The organism is Streptococcus sp. M334, from assembly GCF_000187745.1.
In the GTDB taxonomy this organism is placed as follows: domain Bacteria; phylum Bacillota; class Bacilli; order Lactobacillales; family Streptococcaceae; genus Streptococcus.
Genome location: NZ_GL732486.1, coordinates 242,688 through 259,443, shown reverse-complemented (window position 1 = coordinate 259,443; position 16,756 = coordinate 242,688). Strand labels below are relative to the sequence as shown.

At 39.8% G+C, this 16,756-nt stretch carries 16 protein-coding genes; 1 reads left to right on the top strand and 15 read right to left on the bottom strand.

The window, feature by feature from the left end; all coding sequences use genetic code 11:
• Positions 1-2 precede the first annotated feature (2 nt).
• From HMPREF0851_RS16260 to ybeY, 13 genes are all read right to left on the bottom strand, one after another.
• A complete protein-coding gene (locus HMPREF0851_RS16260) occupies positions 3-2,249 on the bottom strand; it encodes a SasC/FmtB family protein (protein WP_000468779.1) in 2,247 nt (748 codons plus the stop codon).
• 394 nt (positions 2,250-2,643) lie between these two features.
• Positions 2,644-3,504, bottom strand: coding sequence for an SAM-dependent methyltransferase TehB (gene tehB, locus HMPREF0851_RS05880; RefSeq protein ID WP_000413777.1), 861 nt, complete (start codon positions 3,502-3,504; stop codon positions 2,644-2,646).
• A gap of 14 nt (positions 3,505-3,518) precedes the next feature.
• Positions 3,519-3,986 (bottom strand): SsrA-binding protein SmpB, encoded by a 468-nt coding sequence (smpB, locus tag HMPREF0851_RS05875; protein ID WP_001051751.1) that lies wholly within the window; start codon positions 3,984-3,986, stop codon positions 3,519-3,521.
• The gene (gene rnr / locus HMPREF0851_RS05870) at positions 3,949-6,303 is read right to left on the bottom strand and encodes a ribonuclease R (protein WP_000654928.1); all 2,355 of its coding nucleotides are present in this window, start codon (positions 6,301-6,303) and stop codon (positions 3,949-3,951) included. The genes smpB and rnr overlap by 38 nt, the downstream gene beginning before the upstream one ends.
• Before the next feature lie 34 nt (positions 6,304-6,337).
• The gene (locus HMPREF0851_RS05865; protein WP_000550708.1) at positions 6,338-7,567 is read right to left on the bottom strand and encodes a hypothetical protein; all 1,230 of its coding nucleotides are present in this window, start codon (positions 7,565-7,567) and stop codon (positions 6,338-6,340) included.
• A 60-nt stretch (positions 7,568-7,627) separates the two neighbouring features.
• The gene (gene secG / locus HMPREF0851_RS05860; protein ID WP_000282518.1) at positions 7,628-7,861 is read right to left on the bottom strand and encodes a preprotein translocase subunit SecG; all 234 of its coding nucleotides are present in this window, start codon (positions 7,859-7,861) and stop codon (positions 7,628-7,630) included.
• A 39-nt stretch (positions 7,862-7,900) separates the two neighbouring features.
• Positions 7,901-8,050: a 50S ribosomal protein L33 gene (gene rpmG / locus HMPREF0851_RS05855; protein ID WP_001809104.1), complete on the bottom strand. Its 150-nt coding sequence runs from the start codon at positions 8,048-8,050 to the stop codon at positions 7,901-7,903.
• Complete coding sequence (locus HMPREF0851_RS05850) at positions 8,050-9,249, bottom strand: multidrug efflux MFS transporter (protein ID WP_000136121.1); 1,200 nt, start codon at positions 9,247-9,249, stop codon at positions 8,050-8,052. The genes rpmG and HMPREF0851_RS05850 overlap by 1 nt, the downstream gene beginning before the upstream one ends.
• The gene (gene coaE / locus HMPREF0851_RS05845; protein ID WP_000516162.1) at positions 9,236-9,841 is read right to left on the bottom strand and encodes a dephospho-CoA kinase; all 606 of its coding nucleotides are present in this window, start codon (positions 9,839-9,841) and stop codon (positions 9,236-9,238) included. The genes HMPREF0851_RS05850 and coaE overlap by 14 nt, the downstream gene beginning before the upstream one ends.
• Positions 9,841-10,665, bottom strand: a complete 825-nt coding sequence (mutM, locus tag HMPREF0851_RS05840) for a DNA-formamidopyrimidine glycosylase (protein ID WP_001114597.1) — start codon at positions 10,663-10,665, stop codon at positions 9,841-9,843. Before mutM ends, coaE begins: the two co-directional genes overlap by 1 nt.
• 48 nt (positions 10,666-10,713) lie before the next feature.
• The gene (era, locus tag HMPREF0851_RS05835) at positions 10,714-11,613 is read right to left on the bottom strand and encodes a GTPase Era (protein ID WP_000143264.1); all 900 of its coding nucleotides are present in this window, start codon (positions 11,611-11,613) and stop codon (positions 10,714-10,716) included.
• 16 nt (positions 11,614-11,629) lie between these two features.
• Positions 11,630-12,025: a diacylglycerol kinase family protein gene (locus tag HMPREF0851_RS05830; protein WP_000378161.1), complete on the bottom strand. Its 396-nt coding sequence runs from the start codon at positions 12,023-12,025 to the stop codon at positions 11,630-11,632.
• Positions 12,006-12,503 carry an rRNA maturation RNase YbeY gene (ybeY, locus tag HMPREF0851_RS05825; protein ID WP_000275159.1) on the bottom strand — a complete coding sequence of 166 codons (498 nt, stop codon included), beginning with the start codon at positions 12,501-12,503 and terminating at the stop codon, positions 12,006-12,008. The genes HMPREF0851_RS05830 and ybeY overlap by 20 nt, the downstream gene beginning before the upstream one ends.
• Before the next feature lie 104 nt (positions 12,504-12,607).
• Here ybeY and pavA point away from each other — a divergent pair, with 104 nt between their 5' ends.
• Entirely contained in the window at positions 12,608-14,263 is a 1,656-nt protein-coding gene (gene pavA / locus HMPREF0851_RS05820) for an Rqc2 family fibronectin-binding protein PavA (RefSeq protein ID WP_000006746.1), read from the top strand.
• Between the two features lie 207 nt (positions 14,264-14,470).
• Here the strand turns inward: pavA and HMPREF0851_RS05815 are convergent, their stop codons facing one another.
• Entirely contained in the window at positions 14,471-16,354 is a 1,884-nt protein-coding gene (locus HMPREF0851_RS05815; protein ID WP_000831649.1) for a glucosaminidase domain-containing protein, read from the bottom strand.
• A gap of 128 nt (positions 16,355-16,482) precedes the next feature.
• Positions 16,483-16,756, bottom strand: a 274-nt coding sequence (locus tag HMPREF0851_RS0103685; protein ID WP_009014174.1) for a HisA/HisF-related TIM barrel protein, incomplete at its 5' end; no start/stop codon positions are given.

The following is a 16,756-nucleotide window of genomic DNA, read 5'->3' as shown; positions in this document are numbered from 1 at the left end:
TTCTAAGTCTGCTTTCGCTGCTGCTTTACAGTCTCTAAGTCACCTGGTGTGTGGACACCTGCAATTGCTGCAACACCTGCTGTTTTAGCTTCGGCTACTTTATCAGCGTTTTCTGCTGACGCAATCTTAGCTTCTTCTGCTGTTTTCGCTGCATCTACTGCTTGTTCTTTTTCTGTACGTTGCGCTGCTGTTAAGCTCTTATCTGATGCGATTTCTGCTTTTTCGGCTTGCGCTGCTTTGTCCAAATCTAATTTTGCTTTTGCTTTTTGTAAAAGAAGTGTCTGTGCATTAATATCCGCTTGGTTTTTACGATTCGCTATTTCTACATTGTTTGTTTCTTCATTTAAAATCGCTTGAGCCTTAGATACTTCTGCTTGATAAGCAGCCCATGTCTCAGGTGTATAATCACTTTGATTTAAAGTAGCTGCTTTAGCCTCTTCTGCTCGTAAATCAGCTTTATACATATTAACTGTTACGGTTTGAGTAGGTGATGTTATAACACCTTCTTTTTTAGTAGTCGCAACTGTTGTTCCTGAAATCAAATTTCCATTCGTTTGATAAGTGACAGTCGGATTCAGTACAAATGTTTCAGCTTTTGTTGCAGGAAGTTCTAATTCGTACCAAAAGTCTTGAGAAGATTTCGGTCTTACTGAGTTAATACGCATAGATAATTGATTTCCAGAAGTAGATGGAACAATTTTAGATCTGTCATAACTTGCTAATCTTGCTCCCTCTGGAATTGCCAAAGAATAAACTGGGCTTGTTGAAGTTGCTTCACCTTTATTTTCAAGTCTTGCTTGAATTCTAACTGTAACTTTTTGTGCAGTAGCAGAAACAGCTGTTTTAGAAAAACTTGTTTCAGTAACAGTAGGTACAACATAAGCTCCACTACCTACTCGTACATTACTTACACTAGCACCAGCATATATACCATCAGGCGTTCTGTGAGTATTTGCTTCATCATGACTTCGATTGTTAATTGATTCAAATTGGAGACGAAGTTTTGTTACCCCATCAGGAACATTAACAATTTTTGAAAACTCTCCTAAAGGATAACCTCGGTAATCAGCTTTATCCTCTGCTATTTTAGTATCTGTATTTGCATCTTTTACTATTAATTTTGCACCATTTATCCCAGTAGTTTGACCAATACTTTGAGAACGATAGCTAACAATTACTTCCTGACCAGGAACGACATCTATATCTTGATAAATCGGTCCGTATTCTGTATTTGGTGTTCCACCAGCACCTCTTTCATTATATGCAGATAAGACTGCTGCGATCTTTGTTTTCGGTCCTGGAAGTTGTGACTCATAAATCCCTGTTTTAGCAGCCCAAATCAGCAACACTTTATTTGTACTTGAATCTACAGCATTCCAACCTTTTAATTTAGATAATTCTACAATAGTTGAAGCTATAGGTGACGTTGCTGTTGGTAACTCTGCACCTAATGTTGTATCTGAAAAATCACCATTGATAATGCTAACACCATGTTCATTTGCAGCTAGCGGATCTGTGCTTGCTGCCGTGCTAGGAGCTGCATCTGTACCTGTACGGAATGGATTATTTGTATCCAAGGCTTTTCCATTACGTTCATCTCTAGAACCTGAGTTTGCAATAGAATTAGACTCCAAAGTCTTTTCAGCGGTGGCATTTTTTTGGCCTTTGCTTCCTTTGTCACTTGTATTATCTACCGCTTGTTCTTTTTTCTTTTCAGATTTTGTTTGCAATTTTGATGTCGCTGTAATTAACTTTCTATATGCTGCAGTTAATTCAGTTTGAGTTGTTGCAGTACTTAAATCAGTTCTTGCTTCTTCTAAGACAGCTCTAAGATTGTTAACGCTTTCTTCTGTCTTAGTAGCATAAGTTCCTTTAGCAAACTTTCCATCAATTTCTTTGATTAAATCTGTTAATTCTTTCTTATCTAGAGTCTCCACCTTCTGAGGTGCTGATTCTGGAGAAGGACTATTTTCAACTGTTGAAGGTTGAGCATTTGTCTCTACTGTTGCAGCAGGACTAGTGGCTACTGTGTTCCCTTCGTAGGTCCCATTCTGGACATTCTGATCTTTAGGTTGCGGTGCTTGAGTCTCCCCATTAGTTGAAGGCACCCCTTGCTCTGCAGCAGATACTGCACCATTTCCTAAAAACATGAACAATGCAGCTACTGCGACACTAGCTGCACCAAAGCTGACCTTACGAATAGAAAAACGTAATTGCTTTTCACGATCGTGTTTACCTTTATGAAACATCTAATTTCCTCCAAAATAAATATTTTTATCACATCTTATAATACACTTTTGCTCTAATAATTCAATAGCCCCCTTTTTATATTTTCTAATCTATTATAATTTTTTATGCGTATATATATATATATACGCATAAAACTGTTTTTATTCTATAATTATAGCGATTCTTGAAATAAAAATTATATAGTCAGAAATATTACGTTTTTATAACATTTAGCATTTTTAAAAGAGTCTGGGACAAAAGTCTAACCTTAAATATAAAAAGCGAACAAAACGAGTTATCTGACATTCAGTATTCGGTCTTATTCGCTTTTTATCTAATCTATCGATTTTAAAAATTTATAATAAATAATTCCTAAAATCAAAATCTTTTTGTCCCAAACTCTTCATAACATGTTTACTTGATTTTCTTGGCTAGCATGGTCGCAAAGCGTAGTTGAATACGATTGCCATTTTCGTCACGACGGTGCAAATGGCCTGGATTTTCATTGTACTTGACCAATTCCCAGTCCTTGTAATAGTTCGCTAGTTCGCCTTCTTTAAAAGTAAATGGGAAGTTCACTGAGCAAGGGTAATCTTCCGTATCCATAGCACAAACGATAAGATTGTAGCCACCAATAGTGGTTTTCTCCTGCATATTTTTGATAATTGCAGGAATGCGGTCTGCTTGTAGAAACATGAGAACAACTGTTGAAACGATAAAATCATATTCTTGCCCAATACTGGCTGAATTGATATCGTAGAGACCAACAGGCATATCCAAATCTTCCTGCTCTACAATGCTTTGCAAGATTTCAAGAGATAATTCATTTTGATCCACAGCTGTCACATCAAAACCTTGCTGGGCTAGAAAGAGTGCATTACGGCCTTGACCACAGCCCAAATCCAAGACTTTCCCTGGTTTTACTGTCTGCATGGCCTCTAGAACCTCTGAATGAACAGGATTGGTATTGTATTTCTTAGGGAAATAATCCTCAGGTTTACAATAAAATTCCAAATACCATTCTACATCGTCTGTTACAGCCTCCACTCGGTGCCAGGCTTGTGGTTGTGCCATGGGATTGTCGGCTCCTGCTTCAAAGTGGTGCTCAGCTAAAACCTCACCATCTTCTGTCAATTCAATAAACTTGAGAGTTCCTTTTAAAACAGTAATCTTACCCCAAGTCCCGACCTTGGTATTGTGTTTCTGCTGAACCGCCTCTGGCATGGTTTCTTTCGTCCACAAGGGCATACGTTTATAGGCAACTAGTTTTTCCATCTTCATTCCTCTTCTTATCGCTGGTTGACTGCTTTCATCACGCGCGCAATATCGCGATTCTGCTCGCGTCGTTTGATTGACTCCCGTTTGTCATAGTCACGCTTCCCTTTGGCAAGTCCTAAAAGAAGCTTGGCATAGCCATCTTTGATATAGACTTTAAGGGGAACCAGGGTCATTCCTGTCCCTTTGGTCTCTTGCTCCAACTTCTGGATTTGCTTTTTATGGAGTAGGAGTTTGCGACGACGTTCTGGTTCTTGATTCCAGATATTGCCCTCTTCATAAGGTGCGATATGAACATTGCTCAACCAAACCTCCCCATTTTTCACTTGGGCAAAACCATCCTTGAGATTAATTCGAGCTGCTCGTACACTCTTGATTTCAGTTCCAGTCAGGACCATTCCTGCCTCTAGCGTATCTACGATTGTATAGTCGTGGCGCGCCTTTTTATTTTGTGCGACGACCTTTCCCTCGCCCTTTGCCATGCTTGGCTCCTTTCTTAGCTACTTCCTTGTAAAAGGGTTTCTTTCCTTTTTTCTTCTTGTCTTTTTGTGAATGCTTGCGCTTCTCATTTGAGCGTCCTGATTTTCTCTTATCTTCCTTCTTATCTGAACGACGACTTGAATCACGCCCTCTGTCACTGCGACTATACTGTTTCAAGCCTTTTTCGATCACATCAAATTCACTTGGAATGTAAGAGAAGTCGATCTCACCCGTCATCTTATCGGCTCTTTCAACGCGAATGCGAATCTGCTGACCTACACGGAAAGTTGTTCCTGATTTCTCCCCACGAAGGGTCAAATCACGCTCATTGAAATGATAAAATTCAGGTAAATTTGTGATGTGAATCAAGCCTTCAACCGTATTTGGCAATTCGACAAAGAGACCGAATTTGACAATACTTGATACAACCGCATCGTATTCTTCACCTACGTATTCTTCCATGTACTCAGCCTTTTTCATGGCTTCGACTTCACGCTCAGCCTCGATGGCACGACGTTCACGGTTGGAAGACTGGGTCGCAATCTCTGGAATCACTTGTTCAAAATGATCGGCTATTTCTTTAGAACGGCCGTAATCACGAATCATACGGTGAACAAGAAGGTCTGGATAACGACGAATCGGACTGGTAAAGTGAGTATAATAGTCAGCCGCTAGTCCATAGTGACCGTGATTGTGCTCCGAATAGCGAGCCTGCTGCATGGAGCGCAGAAGCATCATGGACAAGACATCCGCATAAGGCTCTCCCTCAACAGCACGCATGATGTCTTGAAGGGCCTCCTGGCTAATCTCACTGGCAGTCCCATAAATGCGCAAGCCAAAACTTGAAGCATAATCAATAAACTTCTGAACCTTTTCAGCCTTTGGTTCCTCGTGAATTCGATAGATAAAAGGCAAATCCAACTTGCTGAAATGCTCGGCAACTGTTTCATTAGCCATCAACATAAAGGACTCAATCATGCGCTCGGCAACACCACGCTGACGAAGAACAATATCAACAGGCTTACCTTGCTTATCCACTAAAATCTTCGCTTCATTGGTATCAAAATTGAGGGCTCCGCGTTTCACTCGCATATTTTCTAGAGTTTCATGGAGCTTAGCCATAAGTTCAATACTTGGAACAATTTTCTGATATTCTTGTCTCTTTTCCTTGTCTCCAGCTAGGATATCATTGACATCACTATAGGTCATACGGAAGCTTGTCTTGATAACCGTTTGTGTGATAGTGTAGTTGACTACACGGCCATGTTTATCAATCTCCATAATGGCAGACTGGGTCAGGCGGTCAACTTGAGGATTGAGAGAGCAAATGCCGTTTGACAGTCGTTCTGGAAGCATTGGAACCACACGGTCTGTCACATAGACAGAAGTTGCGCGGTTAAGAGCTTCCTTGTCAAGGGCAGAACCTTCGGTCACATAGTAGGAAACGTCTGCGATGTGAACACCAAGCTCCAGATTGCCATTTTTCAAGGTCTTGATATGCACCGCATCGTCCAAGTCCTTGGCGTCAGCACCATCAATGGTAAAGGTAATCTCATCTCTCAAGTCCAGACGCCCTTCCATATCCTTTTGAGATGGAACATCAGGCACACTTTCTGCTTCTTTGACAACAGCCTCTGGAAATTCTGAGACAATGTCCATAGACTCCAAAACCTCAAGAACATCAATTCCGACATCCGTTGAATGCCCCACCACATCGAGGACACTTGCGACAAAGAAATCATGTTTCTTGCTTGGGTATTTGTCAATAAAGACCTTGAGAACTTCTGTTCCCTCGAGTTTAAGGGCTGGTTTCTTAACATAAATCGGTTGACTGATTTTCTGATTTTTCGAACGAATGTAGCCAGCATACTTGGGTTTTTCTTGATCTAGAACGATTTGACCGACAACGGTTGTCAAACTGTGTTCTAGGATATCGATAATTTTGGCTTCTGCTGCTGTTCCCTTGTTACGATCAGCTACTTTCTTGATGACGACTTCAACGGTATCACCATCAATAGCATAGTTGACATCGTTTTTCCCTACAAAAAGGTCGTCCTCTTCTCCTTCTATGCTGACAAAACCAAAGCCATTTTTATGGGCATGAAAAACCCCCTTGAGAGTAATCTCATGTTTTTTCTTAACTTCCAAGGTCAGACTGCCATCTTCTTCAAAGCGAATCTGGTGCTTTCTTTCCATTAGAGACAAGGTTTTAATCAACTCACGAAAGTCCTTGGACCCGTCTTTTCCCAAAGCCTGAGCCAAATCATTGACAGTTACCTTTCCCTTTTCTTGTAAATATTCTTTTATTCTATCTTTCATATTTTCTTTCTAGTGATTTAAAGGAACTAAGTTTTTAATCTTTATCAGCGTTTAAAATATTATTTACCTTATTTTTTATCAGTTCCTCAGATATTTCCTCATCATAATTTATATAGACCAGATAAACATTATTTTCTTTACTCAATTCATACTTCTCTCTATCTCTAATTAATTGGCGCTCGAAATTTTTTTCACCACCAAAAAACTCTACCGGTTGGAAATGCTGAATCCCTTGATATTCAATTGCAACATTTAATCCAGATATAAAAATATCGTAAGATAATTGTGCTCCAGTTGTCTTACTGCGAAGAAAAAAAGGTCTCATCTGATATACTACCTTGTAATCTTTAAACAATTTTTTTGTTAAACGATAAACAAGTTCCTCCGATATCCATTTATTATTAGCTTGTAACCAACTACTTCTCTCTACGTTATCAAATTTACAACTATTTTCATTAAATTCATTCGCTAGCTCGTCTGCTCTTTCCCAAACTAAACTTTTTTCTTTGTGGTATTCTTCTATGAAAAAATATGTTAAATTTTCTTCTAATCTCCTAACTCTCCTAACTCCTTTCCATAAATTGAATGCTTTTTCCAATGGAGTCATCCATCCGTAATTACCTCCTCTCATAGTGTCTCTATATAGTTTGCCTGTTTTTATTGTATTTTTACAAAGTGTATTAATATATATTCGAGGAGCACTGACGGAATAAGCAACAGCTTTTGCATAAGTATTATCTGGTTTCTTAAATTCTATGTAAATAAAATAATATCGAATTCCTTCCCATTTTTCATATCTTTCTTTTAATCTTAATTTTGGTACTTTCTTATCAATATATTCAATTTCAGAAGGAGTATCCATAGACCAATAATTTCTTGACCACCCTTTAAATTTCACATACTCAATAGGCACATATATCAATTCTTCTCCAATAAAGTCAACTACTTTCCTCTTAAGTTCTTCATTATTATATTTCCATCCTATTTCATTATTCGTTAATTCAACAATCCGAAAAGAATAATAGTAATTCCCATATATACCTGGCTCTATATACTTATTATTCGTTAAATCTTCCTTACACAAGCCTTTATTATTAACGTAAGCCACCTTATTTCTATTAACTTCAAATAATAAGATTAATGAGTCATTAAGTATATATATGTTTGAATTCTGTTCAAAATCTAATACCTCAATAGAATATCCAGTTAAATAACTTTCAAAAAAATCATTTACTAATGAAATGGATTCCTCAGATAAATGCACTTCAAACCTCCTTTACAATAAACAAAAAGAGGCAAAGACCTAGTCCTGCCCATTATTTTCTTATCTACTTGATAATACCGTCAATGCTAAGGCAATGGCTAGCCAGAAAAAGACTAAAATCCCTGTCATACGCTGCATTACAGCTTCAAAACCGCGTGCTTTACTGCGTTCAAACAAATCACCTGAGCTGGCATCAAATACATTGCTGGATTGGTTTTTGGTTGGTTGCATGAAAATCGCAATCACAATCACAACAGATAATACTAATAAAATGGTTAATAATAGGTTATACATATCAAACTCCTTAAAATCCTTATTATTTTACCATAAAATCTACTTAGATTCAAGATGTAGGGTTACTTTTCTTTCCTTGGGACAATACTTTAAAACCTCAATCTTGTCTGGATGGGTTTTTGAATTTTTACTGGTTAGGTAATTGATACTGCCACAAGAGGAGCATTTGAGATTAATTTTTACTCGCACTAGATTTCCTTTACTTTTAATAATGTTCGAAATTGAAGAAGGTTAAAGAGACAACTAAAGGCAACACAAAGGCTTGTCGCATAAAAGACTGCATGGTAGCCAAATTGACCTGCTACTGCAGAACCTGCCATAGGCCCAACGACACCTCCCAGATAAAAGAATACCTGATTAAAGGCAAAGACCCTCGAAATACCAGCTTTGGGCGTCATCTTGCTGAGAAGGGCATTAACTCCTGGAATCAAGGCTCCGGTTCCCAAGCCAAAGAGGAAACGATAAAGTCCTAGTTGAAGGGGACTAGAGGCATTGGCACAGAGGAGATAGATGATAACTGAATAAAACTGGGCTACAACCAAGAGGCGATGGTTGCCCACCTTGTCACCTAGCTTTCCCATGACTCCTGCACTCATCATACTGGAAAAGCCCATACTGGATACAATCAAACCAGATACAAAAAGAAGATTCTCTATCTGGCCTAAGTCGCGTACATACAGAGCTAAGATAGGACCGATTGATTGGGCTGAAAATTGGATAACAAAACTGGTCAGAAAGAGGTTGACCAAGAGATAGGGATATTTAACTGATGTAAATAATTCCTTTGTTGGGATGGACTTTTCCTTGGCTACTGGTTGAAAATCTTCCTTGATAAAGAAAATAGTCAAAACAGCAGCTAAAAATAGAAAACTACCAACCAATAAGAAAACAGTACGAATACCAAATAATTCTGCAATAAAACCACCGATAAAGGGACCAGTTAGAGTGCCTGCAACTACGCCTGTAGACAAAGTGCCTAAGGCAGCACCTGATTTCTCCTTGGGAACCTGACTGGCTATCAAGGCCGTTGCATTGGGAACAAAACCCGCAAATACACCATTCAGTAAACGAAGAAAGATTAACCAATAGATATTTGGCACAAAGGCCAAGCCTCCCATAGTGATAGTCATGGCCAGACCAGCCCGAATCATCATGGGCTTTCGACCATATTTGTCAGCAAGGATGCCCCAGATAGGAGAGAAAAGTGCTGCAGAAATGGCAGAGACAGAAATAGCTAATCCTGCATAAAAAGCAGCTTGATCACTCCCTACACCTAGATTTTCCACAAAGATGGGCATAAAAGGCACAACTAAGGAAATACTGGCTCCTGTCAAAAAATTACCAAACCAAGCAATGCGCAGATTATCCTTCCAGTTAATCTCTGTCATCTTGCTTACCTCCCTCAAGAAGGGAGAACACCTGAGTAAGAAGCTGGACCTGATTCCCATTATTATCAAGAATTTGGCTGGCCAAATCTTTCTTTTTCTCTAAAGGCCACTGGGCTGCCAGACGCGACTTAGCTTCATCCTTGGATAGCTGATCCCTTTTCATTAGGCGTTCTACTTGGACATCTCGGTCCACATAGACCAACCATGTCTCATAAAACCAAGCGCTGTAGTCCTGCTCAAAAAGTAGGGGAATATCCATGAAGAAAATCTCTTCTGTCTGAGCCAATTGGTTTCTTAATGTAGCTAGTTCCTCACGGATAATCTCTCCTTGGATTTGCTTAGACCATTCTCGTTCTTCAGGATTTGAAAAGATGAGACTAGCTAGGAGAGGTCGATTGAGTTCTCCGTTTTCAAGGATGATTTCTTGCCCAAAGTGCTGGACTAGAGCCTGAAACAGACGACCGCCAGGTTTCTGTAGTTGGTGGACGACTGCGTCGGCATCCACTACTTGAAAGCCTTGCTGTATTAGAAAATTTGTCACAGTTGACTTACCAGAGGCAATTCCTCCTGTGATTCCGATGATTTTTCCCATTAATTCCTCCTTTGACACTGAGGACAAAAATGGGTACCTCGTCCGCCTAGTTGGATTTTCTCAATCACAGTGCCACAACGTGAACATTCTTGACCAGCCTTGTCATAGACCTGATGAAAATCCTGCATGGTCCCATCTTCACCAAAGGCATTGGTATAGGTCCGAATGGTGGAACCACCTTTGTCAACAGCCTGGCTCAAAACAGCAATGGTCTGGTCATGAATGGCTATCGCTTCTGCTACTGTTAACGTCTGGGAAGGTCTAGCTGGATGAACCTGAGCACGCCAGAGAACCTCATCCACATAAATATTTCCTAATCCAGCTACCAAGGTCTGGTCTAGGAGATGGGATTTGATAGGCTTTTTAGATTTAGTTAGAGCAGCTTGAAAGACCTGCACATCAAAGTCTTGCTCTATTGGTTCAGGACCTATTTTTTTAGAAATAAAATAGGCATCCAAAAGGTCAGGAGACAAGAGTTCCATAGTACCAAACTTGCGTACATCCTCATAAACAAGCGTCCCACCATCTTCAAAATGAATCAAAACATGGGCGTGTTTGCGTTCAGGTGCTTGGTCTGGATAGTAAAAATACTTGCCCTCCATCCGCAGATGGGAAATCAAGACCTTGTCTGTCAGGTAAAAAAGCAAATATTTCCCACGACGTCCCATTAACTCAACAACTTGACCAGGCACTTCCTTTTGAAACTCGTCTAAATCCGTTTTAATCATCTTGTGATAACGAATTTCTATACTGGAAATCTTCTTTCCCAAAATCAATTTTTCTAAGCCACATCGAACGGTTTCAACCTCAGGTAATTCAGGCATAAGTCCTCCTTCTGTAAAAACAAGAAGCAGGCATGAGCCCACCTCCACTTAGTATTCTTTTTCATTATAGCCAAAGTCAGCCAAATCTAGCTTTTTATCGCGCCAGTTTTTCTTGACCTTGACCCAGGTTTCTAGGAAGACCTTGTCTCCTAGCATGAGTTCGATATCACGACGTGCCATGCTACCGATTTTCTTGAGCATAGCACCACCTTTGCCGATGATAATCCCTTTTTGGCTATCTCGCTCGACCATGATGGTTGCACGGATGTGAACCTTGTCTGTCTCTTCATCTCGCTTCATAGAATCCACAACTACTGCGACAGAATGCGGAATCTCTTCACGAGTTAGGTGCAAAACTTTCTCGCGAACCATTTCTGAAACTAAGAAACGTTCTGGATGGTCTGTGATTTGATCAGACGGGAAATATTGGAAACCTTCGTCCAGATTTTCACTCAAAATATCCACTAGACGAGACACATTATTCCCCTGAAGAGCTGAGATTGGGACAATTTCCTTGAAGTCCATTTGGTTACGGAAATCATCAATCTGAGACAAAAGCTGGTCTGGGTGAACCTTATCGATTTTATTCACCACCAAAATCACAGGAACCTTGGCAGCCTTGAGGCGTTCGATAATCATATCGTCCCCCTTACCACGCGCTTCATCAGCAGGCACCATAAAAAGAACAGTATCCACTTCACGAAGAGTGCTGTAGGCGGATTCGACCATGAAATCTCCAAGTGCCGTTTTAGGCTTATGAATCCCTGGTGTGTCGATAAAGACAATTTGCTCCTTATCAGTCGTGTAAATTCCCATGATTTTATTGCGCGTTGTCTGCGCCTTGTCACTCATAATGGCAATCTTTTGCCCCATGACATGATTTAAAAAGGTTGACTTCCCAACATTGGGACGTCCTAAAATGGCTACAAAGCCTGATTTAAAAGTCATAATTTCCTCTTACTGTTTAAAATAATAAATCCCAGATTCGTGGGAGAAAAATCAATGCGCCTGTTAAGGCTGCGAAAAGAGAGACCACTAATACCGCGCCAGCCGCCATATCCTTGGCATTTTTAGCCAGCATGGAAAAGTGATAGTGACTGGCCAAATCCACCACATTTTCGATAGCAGAATTGATAATTTCAAAAGCTACTACCAAGAAAATGCTCAATAGGAGAAAGAGCCATTCGATTCGTGACACCTGAAAAACAAAACCTGCAAGGATGACTACTAGAGCAGTCACTGCATGTTTTCGCATATTGCGTTCTTCCTTGATGGCAGTCAAAATCCCTGTGATGGCAAATTCTAAACTGGATATCAGGTCACGATTTTTCCATTTTCGTTTATTGTCTTGTGAGTCCATAGGCTGTCAAAATTTCTTCTTGTAAACCGAACATCTCCGCTTCTTCTTCCGGAGTGTAGTGATCATAGCCGTTGATATGTAAAAAGCCGTGTACTGCCAAGAAGCCCATCTCACGCTCAAAGCTGTGACCATATTCCTCAGCTTGCTCATGAGCCTTATCAATAGAGATGAACAGTTCCCCAATATAGGCATCAAACTCAGACATCATCTCTGCCAATTCAGGATTTTCAAGTAAATCCTCTTCGTCAAAGGAAATTTCCAATTCTGGTTTATACTCAAGGCTGATGACATCTGTCGGACGGTCGGTGTCACGGTACTCCAGATTGAGTTCATGACTACGCTCATTGGTCACAAAAGTGACTGCCATCTCCTTGTCTTCTTTTCCTAATTTTTGGGCTGCAAATTCCAAAATTTCTTGGGTTTGTTGCAACATTTCTTTTGAAACTTGACCAGTTTCATCTACCATTTCAATATACATGTGCTTCTCGTTTCTCTTTACTTGGCTTTATTATACCACATTTCCATGATTTTATTCTACCTTTTTGATATAATACTATGGAATACAATCACAAGGAGAGAACGATGTCATTTGATGGATTTTTTTTACACCACATGGTTGAGGAATTGCGAAGAGAGTTAGTGAACGGTCGCATCCAGAAAATCAATCAGCCTTTTGAACAAGAGTTGGTCTTGCAAATCCGCAGCAATCGCCAAAGCCATCGCCTGCTCCTTTCTGCCCATCCTGTTTTTGGACGCATTCAGCTGACCCAAACGACTTTTGAAAATCCAGCCCAACCCTCTACCTTTATCATGGTTTTGAGAAAGTATTTGCAGGGTGCCCTGATTGAGTCGATTGAGCAAGTGGAAAATGACCGTATTGTGGAAATGACAGTTTCCAATAAAAACGAGATTGGGGACCATATTCAGGCTACCTTGATTATCGAAATCATGGGTAAACACAGTAATATTCTACTGGTTGATAAAAGTAGCCACAAAATCCTCGAAGTCATTAAACACGTTGGCTTTTCACAAAATAGCTACCGCACCTTGCTTCCTGGGTCAACCTATATCGCTCCGCCAAGTACGGAAGCTCTCAATCCTTTTACGATCAAGAATGAAAAGCTCTTTGAAATCCTACAAACACAGGAAACGACAGCTAAAAACCTTCAAAGCCTCTTTCAAGGTCTGGGACGCGATACGGCAAATGAATTGGAAAAGATTCTGGTTAGTGATAAACTAGCCACTTTCCGAAACTTTTTCAATCAAGAAACCAAGCCATGCTTGACTGAGACTTCCTTCAGTCCAGTTCCTTTTGCAAATCAAGTGGGAGAGCCTTTTGCCAGTCTTTCTGATTTGTTAGACACCTACTATAAGGACAAGGCTGAGCGCGACCGCGTCAAACAACAAGCCAGTGAACTCATTCGTCGTGTTGAAAATGAACTTCAGAAAAACCGCCACAAACTCAAAAAACAGGAAAAAGAGTTACTAGCGACAGACAATGCTGAGGAATTTCGCCAAAAGGGGGAATTGCTGACAACCTTCCTCCACCAAGTGCCTAACGACCAAGACCAGGTTATTCTAGACAACTACTATACTAATCAACCAATCACGATTGCGCTTGATAAGGCTCTGACTCCCAACCAGAATGCCCAACGCTATTTCAAACGTTACCAGAAACTCAAAGAAGCTGTCAAATACTTAACTGATCTGATTGAAGAAACCAAGGCAACTATTCTCTATCTGGAAAGTGTCGAAACTGTCCTCAACCAAGCTGGGCTAGAAGAAATCGCTGAAATCCGTGAGGAATTAATCCAAACAGGCTTCATCCGCAGAAGACAACGGGAGAAAATCCAGAAACGCAAAAAACCAGAACAATATCTAGCAAGCGATGGCAAAACCATCATCTATGTCGGCCGCAATAACCTGCAAAATGAAGAGCTAACGTTTAAAATGGCCCGCAAGGAGGAACTTTGGTTCCATGCTAAGGACATTCCTGGAAGCCATGTTGTCATCTCAGGCAATCTTGACCCATCTGATGAAGTCAAGACAGACGCAGCAGAACTAGCCGCCTACTTCTCTCAAGCTCGCCTGTCAAATCTGGTGCAGGTGGATATGATTGAAGTCAAGAAACTCAACAAACCAACTGGTGGAAAACCCGGCTTTGTCACTTACACAGGACAAAAGACCCTCCGTGTCACACCAGATCCAGAAAAAATCGCATCCATGAAAAAATCCTGATTTTACTTGAAATCAGGATTTTTAGCTTATACTCTTCGAAAATCAAATTCAAACCGCGTCAACGTCGCCTTGCCGTATATATGTGACTGACTTCGTCAGTCTTATCTACAACCTCAAAACACTGTTTTGAGCAACCTGCGGCTAGTTTCCTAGTTTTCTCTTTAATTTTCATTGAGTATTATACTCAAATCATATCCAATATTAGGACTAATCTTTTCCACCAAGTCGACTATTGATATTCATCATGATACTAGCTATTTTTTCACCCCAGTACGGATCTGATGCATAGCGTACATTCATTCCTGTCGCTTTATTTCCAAGGTGATCTCTTCCACGGTCAATATAGTTCTCACGAATCCACTTGGCCGCACCAAGAATTCCTTTATCTACATCATCAAATTTCTTAGCTGAATCATAGGGACTGGTATCGTAAGCAGCTATTCCGAAGAAGTTATTTTTATCATTAGCAATTTGGCTACGTCCCCAAGCACTTTCTAGCGCACTGTGAGCCATTAAATAAAGAGCATTGACACCGTAACGTTTTTCAGCTTCTTTAAAAATTGCTCCTTTACCAGCAAGACGGCTGTTTCGGATATTCATCATCGAATAAACTCTATTTAATTCATCCGCACTATAGTTGGTTGGTTCAGTCAAATTCTTAAAAAGAAAACGATTCTTGATAGTAAACCCATCAAAATGTTCTCCATCATTTGAATAATACTTCTTGCCAATTTTCATGGCTGAAGTATGTGGAGCTACCCGAATACTAGTGTATGGAGAAAGTTCATGATATAGGAATCTTCCGTCAGTAGTATAGTGAGGAATAAACTCACTTTCTTCATCAACTAAAGTCAAATCGTTTTGATTCATATAACCAGACAAGCCTGATATTGAAACAGCAAGGCGACTGCCCTTACTTTTAGAGCTATCATAGGTCACAATACTTCCCTGATTGACATAACTCAAAATATCTCCTGATTCGCTATAAATATAGGCTGTGATTGGTTTAACCTTAAAATATTTGGGGCTTTGAATCCACTTTCCATCACCCTGGAAGAAGTAGGATTTATTTTCGATGTTAAAAGCACCAGTAACATAACTTCCATCTTCTTTCAGGTAGTACCATGCATTGTAGTTAGGGTCAAAAATCCATTCATTCTTGGCCATATAACCACCAGATTTGAGGTAATAAGCATCAATCCATTCACGTGAAGCATAAGCACCACCTGATTTTAGGTAAAACCAGCTATTATAAGATTTATCAAAAATCCATTCTTTTTCAGCCATCGCTCCACTATTTTTTAGATAGTAAGCATCTTTCCACTGATTACTAGCCATCACACCGTCACTGTTAAAATAGTACCATATTCCATTAATTTTTTCCCATTTATTACGGACAATCTTTCCTGAATCTGTAGCATAATACCATTTATCAGCAATTTTTTCCCAATCATTTTGAGCCATTGCCCCACTGCTATTAAGAAGATAATCGTCAACTAGAGTATTGCTAGCCATAACTCCATCTTGGTTGAAGTAATACCAAACATTGCCAACTCTTTCCCATCTATTACGGACAATCTTTCCTGAATCTGTAGCATAATACCATTTATCAGCAATTTTTACCCAGGAATTTTCTACCATTGCTCCACTAGTATGAAAAGCATAGTCATTAACAATCCTATTGCTAGCCATGATTCCATTTTGATCAAAGAAATACCAGACACCCGCAATTTTTTTCCAGTTTTTGATTGGTTGATTATTCTCATAAAAAAGCCATTCCCCGTTCTCTTTCTGCCAACCATTCTTAGGAACTTCTTCAACTTTTTCTTTGTTTGAAATAGCCTCTTTTTTAGAATTATCTTCTTCTACAACAACTGGTTCTTTCTTTTTTTCCGTCTTTGCAGTCTCATTCTTTGTATATTCAACAACTTTTTTCTCTTCTGATGTTGGAGTCTGATTTTTATCCACAGATTGACTCTTATTTGTCGTTTGACTTTGGTCTGTTGTTTTACTATCTTCAGCAAATACTGATGTTGTTGGCACAATTGCCAATGCAAGCACTGCTGTGCTTACAAGTAGTGTTCTCTTCATTTTACTCCCCTAAGTAGAAATTCATCTACATCATTCATGATTAATTTTATTCTAACATAGTTATAAAGATGAAAATATTACAAAATGATGAAAATTCTGTGTCTTATTGACGATAAAGATGTTCTAGCTTATCTAAAGCTAGCTTTTACTTCCTGACGGAGATTTTCTAGACTGCTAATGCCGTATTTATCCATGACTTTTGGTAAATTTTCGATGATATCAGGACAGGCATAGGGATTGGTAAAGTTGGCTGTTCCAACTCCGATAGCAGAGGCACCAGCCAGATACATTTCTAGGGCAGCTTCTGCCGAATCCACTCCCCCCATTCCAATGATAGGCAGGTCTGTTGTTTGGGCTACCTGACGGATGAGTTTGAGGGCTACTGGAAGACTGCTGGACCAG

What these genes read in the sequence shown, in the direction of transcription:
- HMPREF0851_RS16260 (WP_000468779.1), bottom strand. Translation starts at nt 2,249, where the DNA reads ATGTTTCATAAAGGTAAACACGATCGTGAAAAGCAATTACGTTTTTCT.
- tehB (WP_000413777.1), bottom strand. Translation starts at nt 3,504, where the DNA reads ATGGAAAAACTAGTTGCCTATAAACGTATGCCCTTGTGGACGAAAGAA.
- smpB (WP_001051751.1), bottom strand. Translation starts at nt 3,986, where the DNA reads ATGGCAAAGGGCGAGGGAAAGGTCGTCGCACAAAATAAAAAGGCGCGC.
- rnr (WP_000654928.1), bottom strand. Translation starts at nt 6,303, where the DNA reads ATGAAAGATAGAATAAAAGAATATTTACAAGAAAAGGGAAAGGTAACT.
- secG (WP_000282518.1), bottom strand. Translation starts at nt 7,861, where the DNA reads ATGTATAACCTATTATTAACCATTTTATTAGTATTATCTGTTGTGATT.
- HMPREF0851_RS05850 (WP_000136121.1), bottom strand. Translation starts at nt 9,249, where the DNA reads ATGACAGAGATTAACTGGAAGGATAATCTGCGCATTGCTTGGTTTGGT.
- coaE (WP_000516162.1), bottom strand. Translation starts at nt 9,841, where the DNA reads ATGGGAAAAATCATCGGAATCACAGGAGGAATTGCCTCTGGTAAGTCA.
- mutM (WP_001114597.1), bottom strand. Translation starts at nt 10,665, where the DNA reads ATGCCTGAATTACCTGAGGTTGAAACCGTTCGATGTGGCTTAGAAAAA.
- era (WP_000143264.1), bottom strand. Translation starts at nt 11,613, where the DNA reads ATGACTTTTAAATCAGGCTTTGTAGCCATTTTAGGACGTCCCAATGTT.
- HMPREF0851_RS05830 (WP_000378161.1), bottom strand. Translation starts at nt 12,025, where the DNA reads ATGGACTCACAAGACAATAAACGAAAATGGAAAAATCGTGACCTGATA.
- ybeY (WP_000275159.1), bottom strand. Translation starts at nt 12,503, where the DNA reads ATGTATATTGAAATGGTAGATGAAACTGGTCAAGTTTCAAAAGAAATG.
- pavA (WP_000006746.1), top strand. Translation starts at nt 12,608, where the DNA reads ATGTCATTTGATGGATTTTTTTTACACCACATGGTTGAGGAATTGCGA.
- HMPREF0851_RS05815 (WP_000831649.1), bottom strand. Translation starts at nt 16,354, where the DNA reads ATGAAGAGAACACTACTTGTAAGCACAGCAGTGCTTGCATTGGCAATT.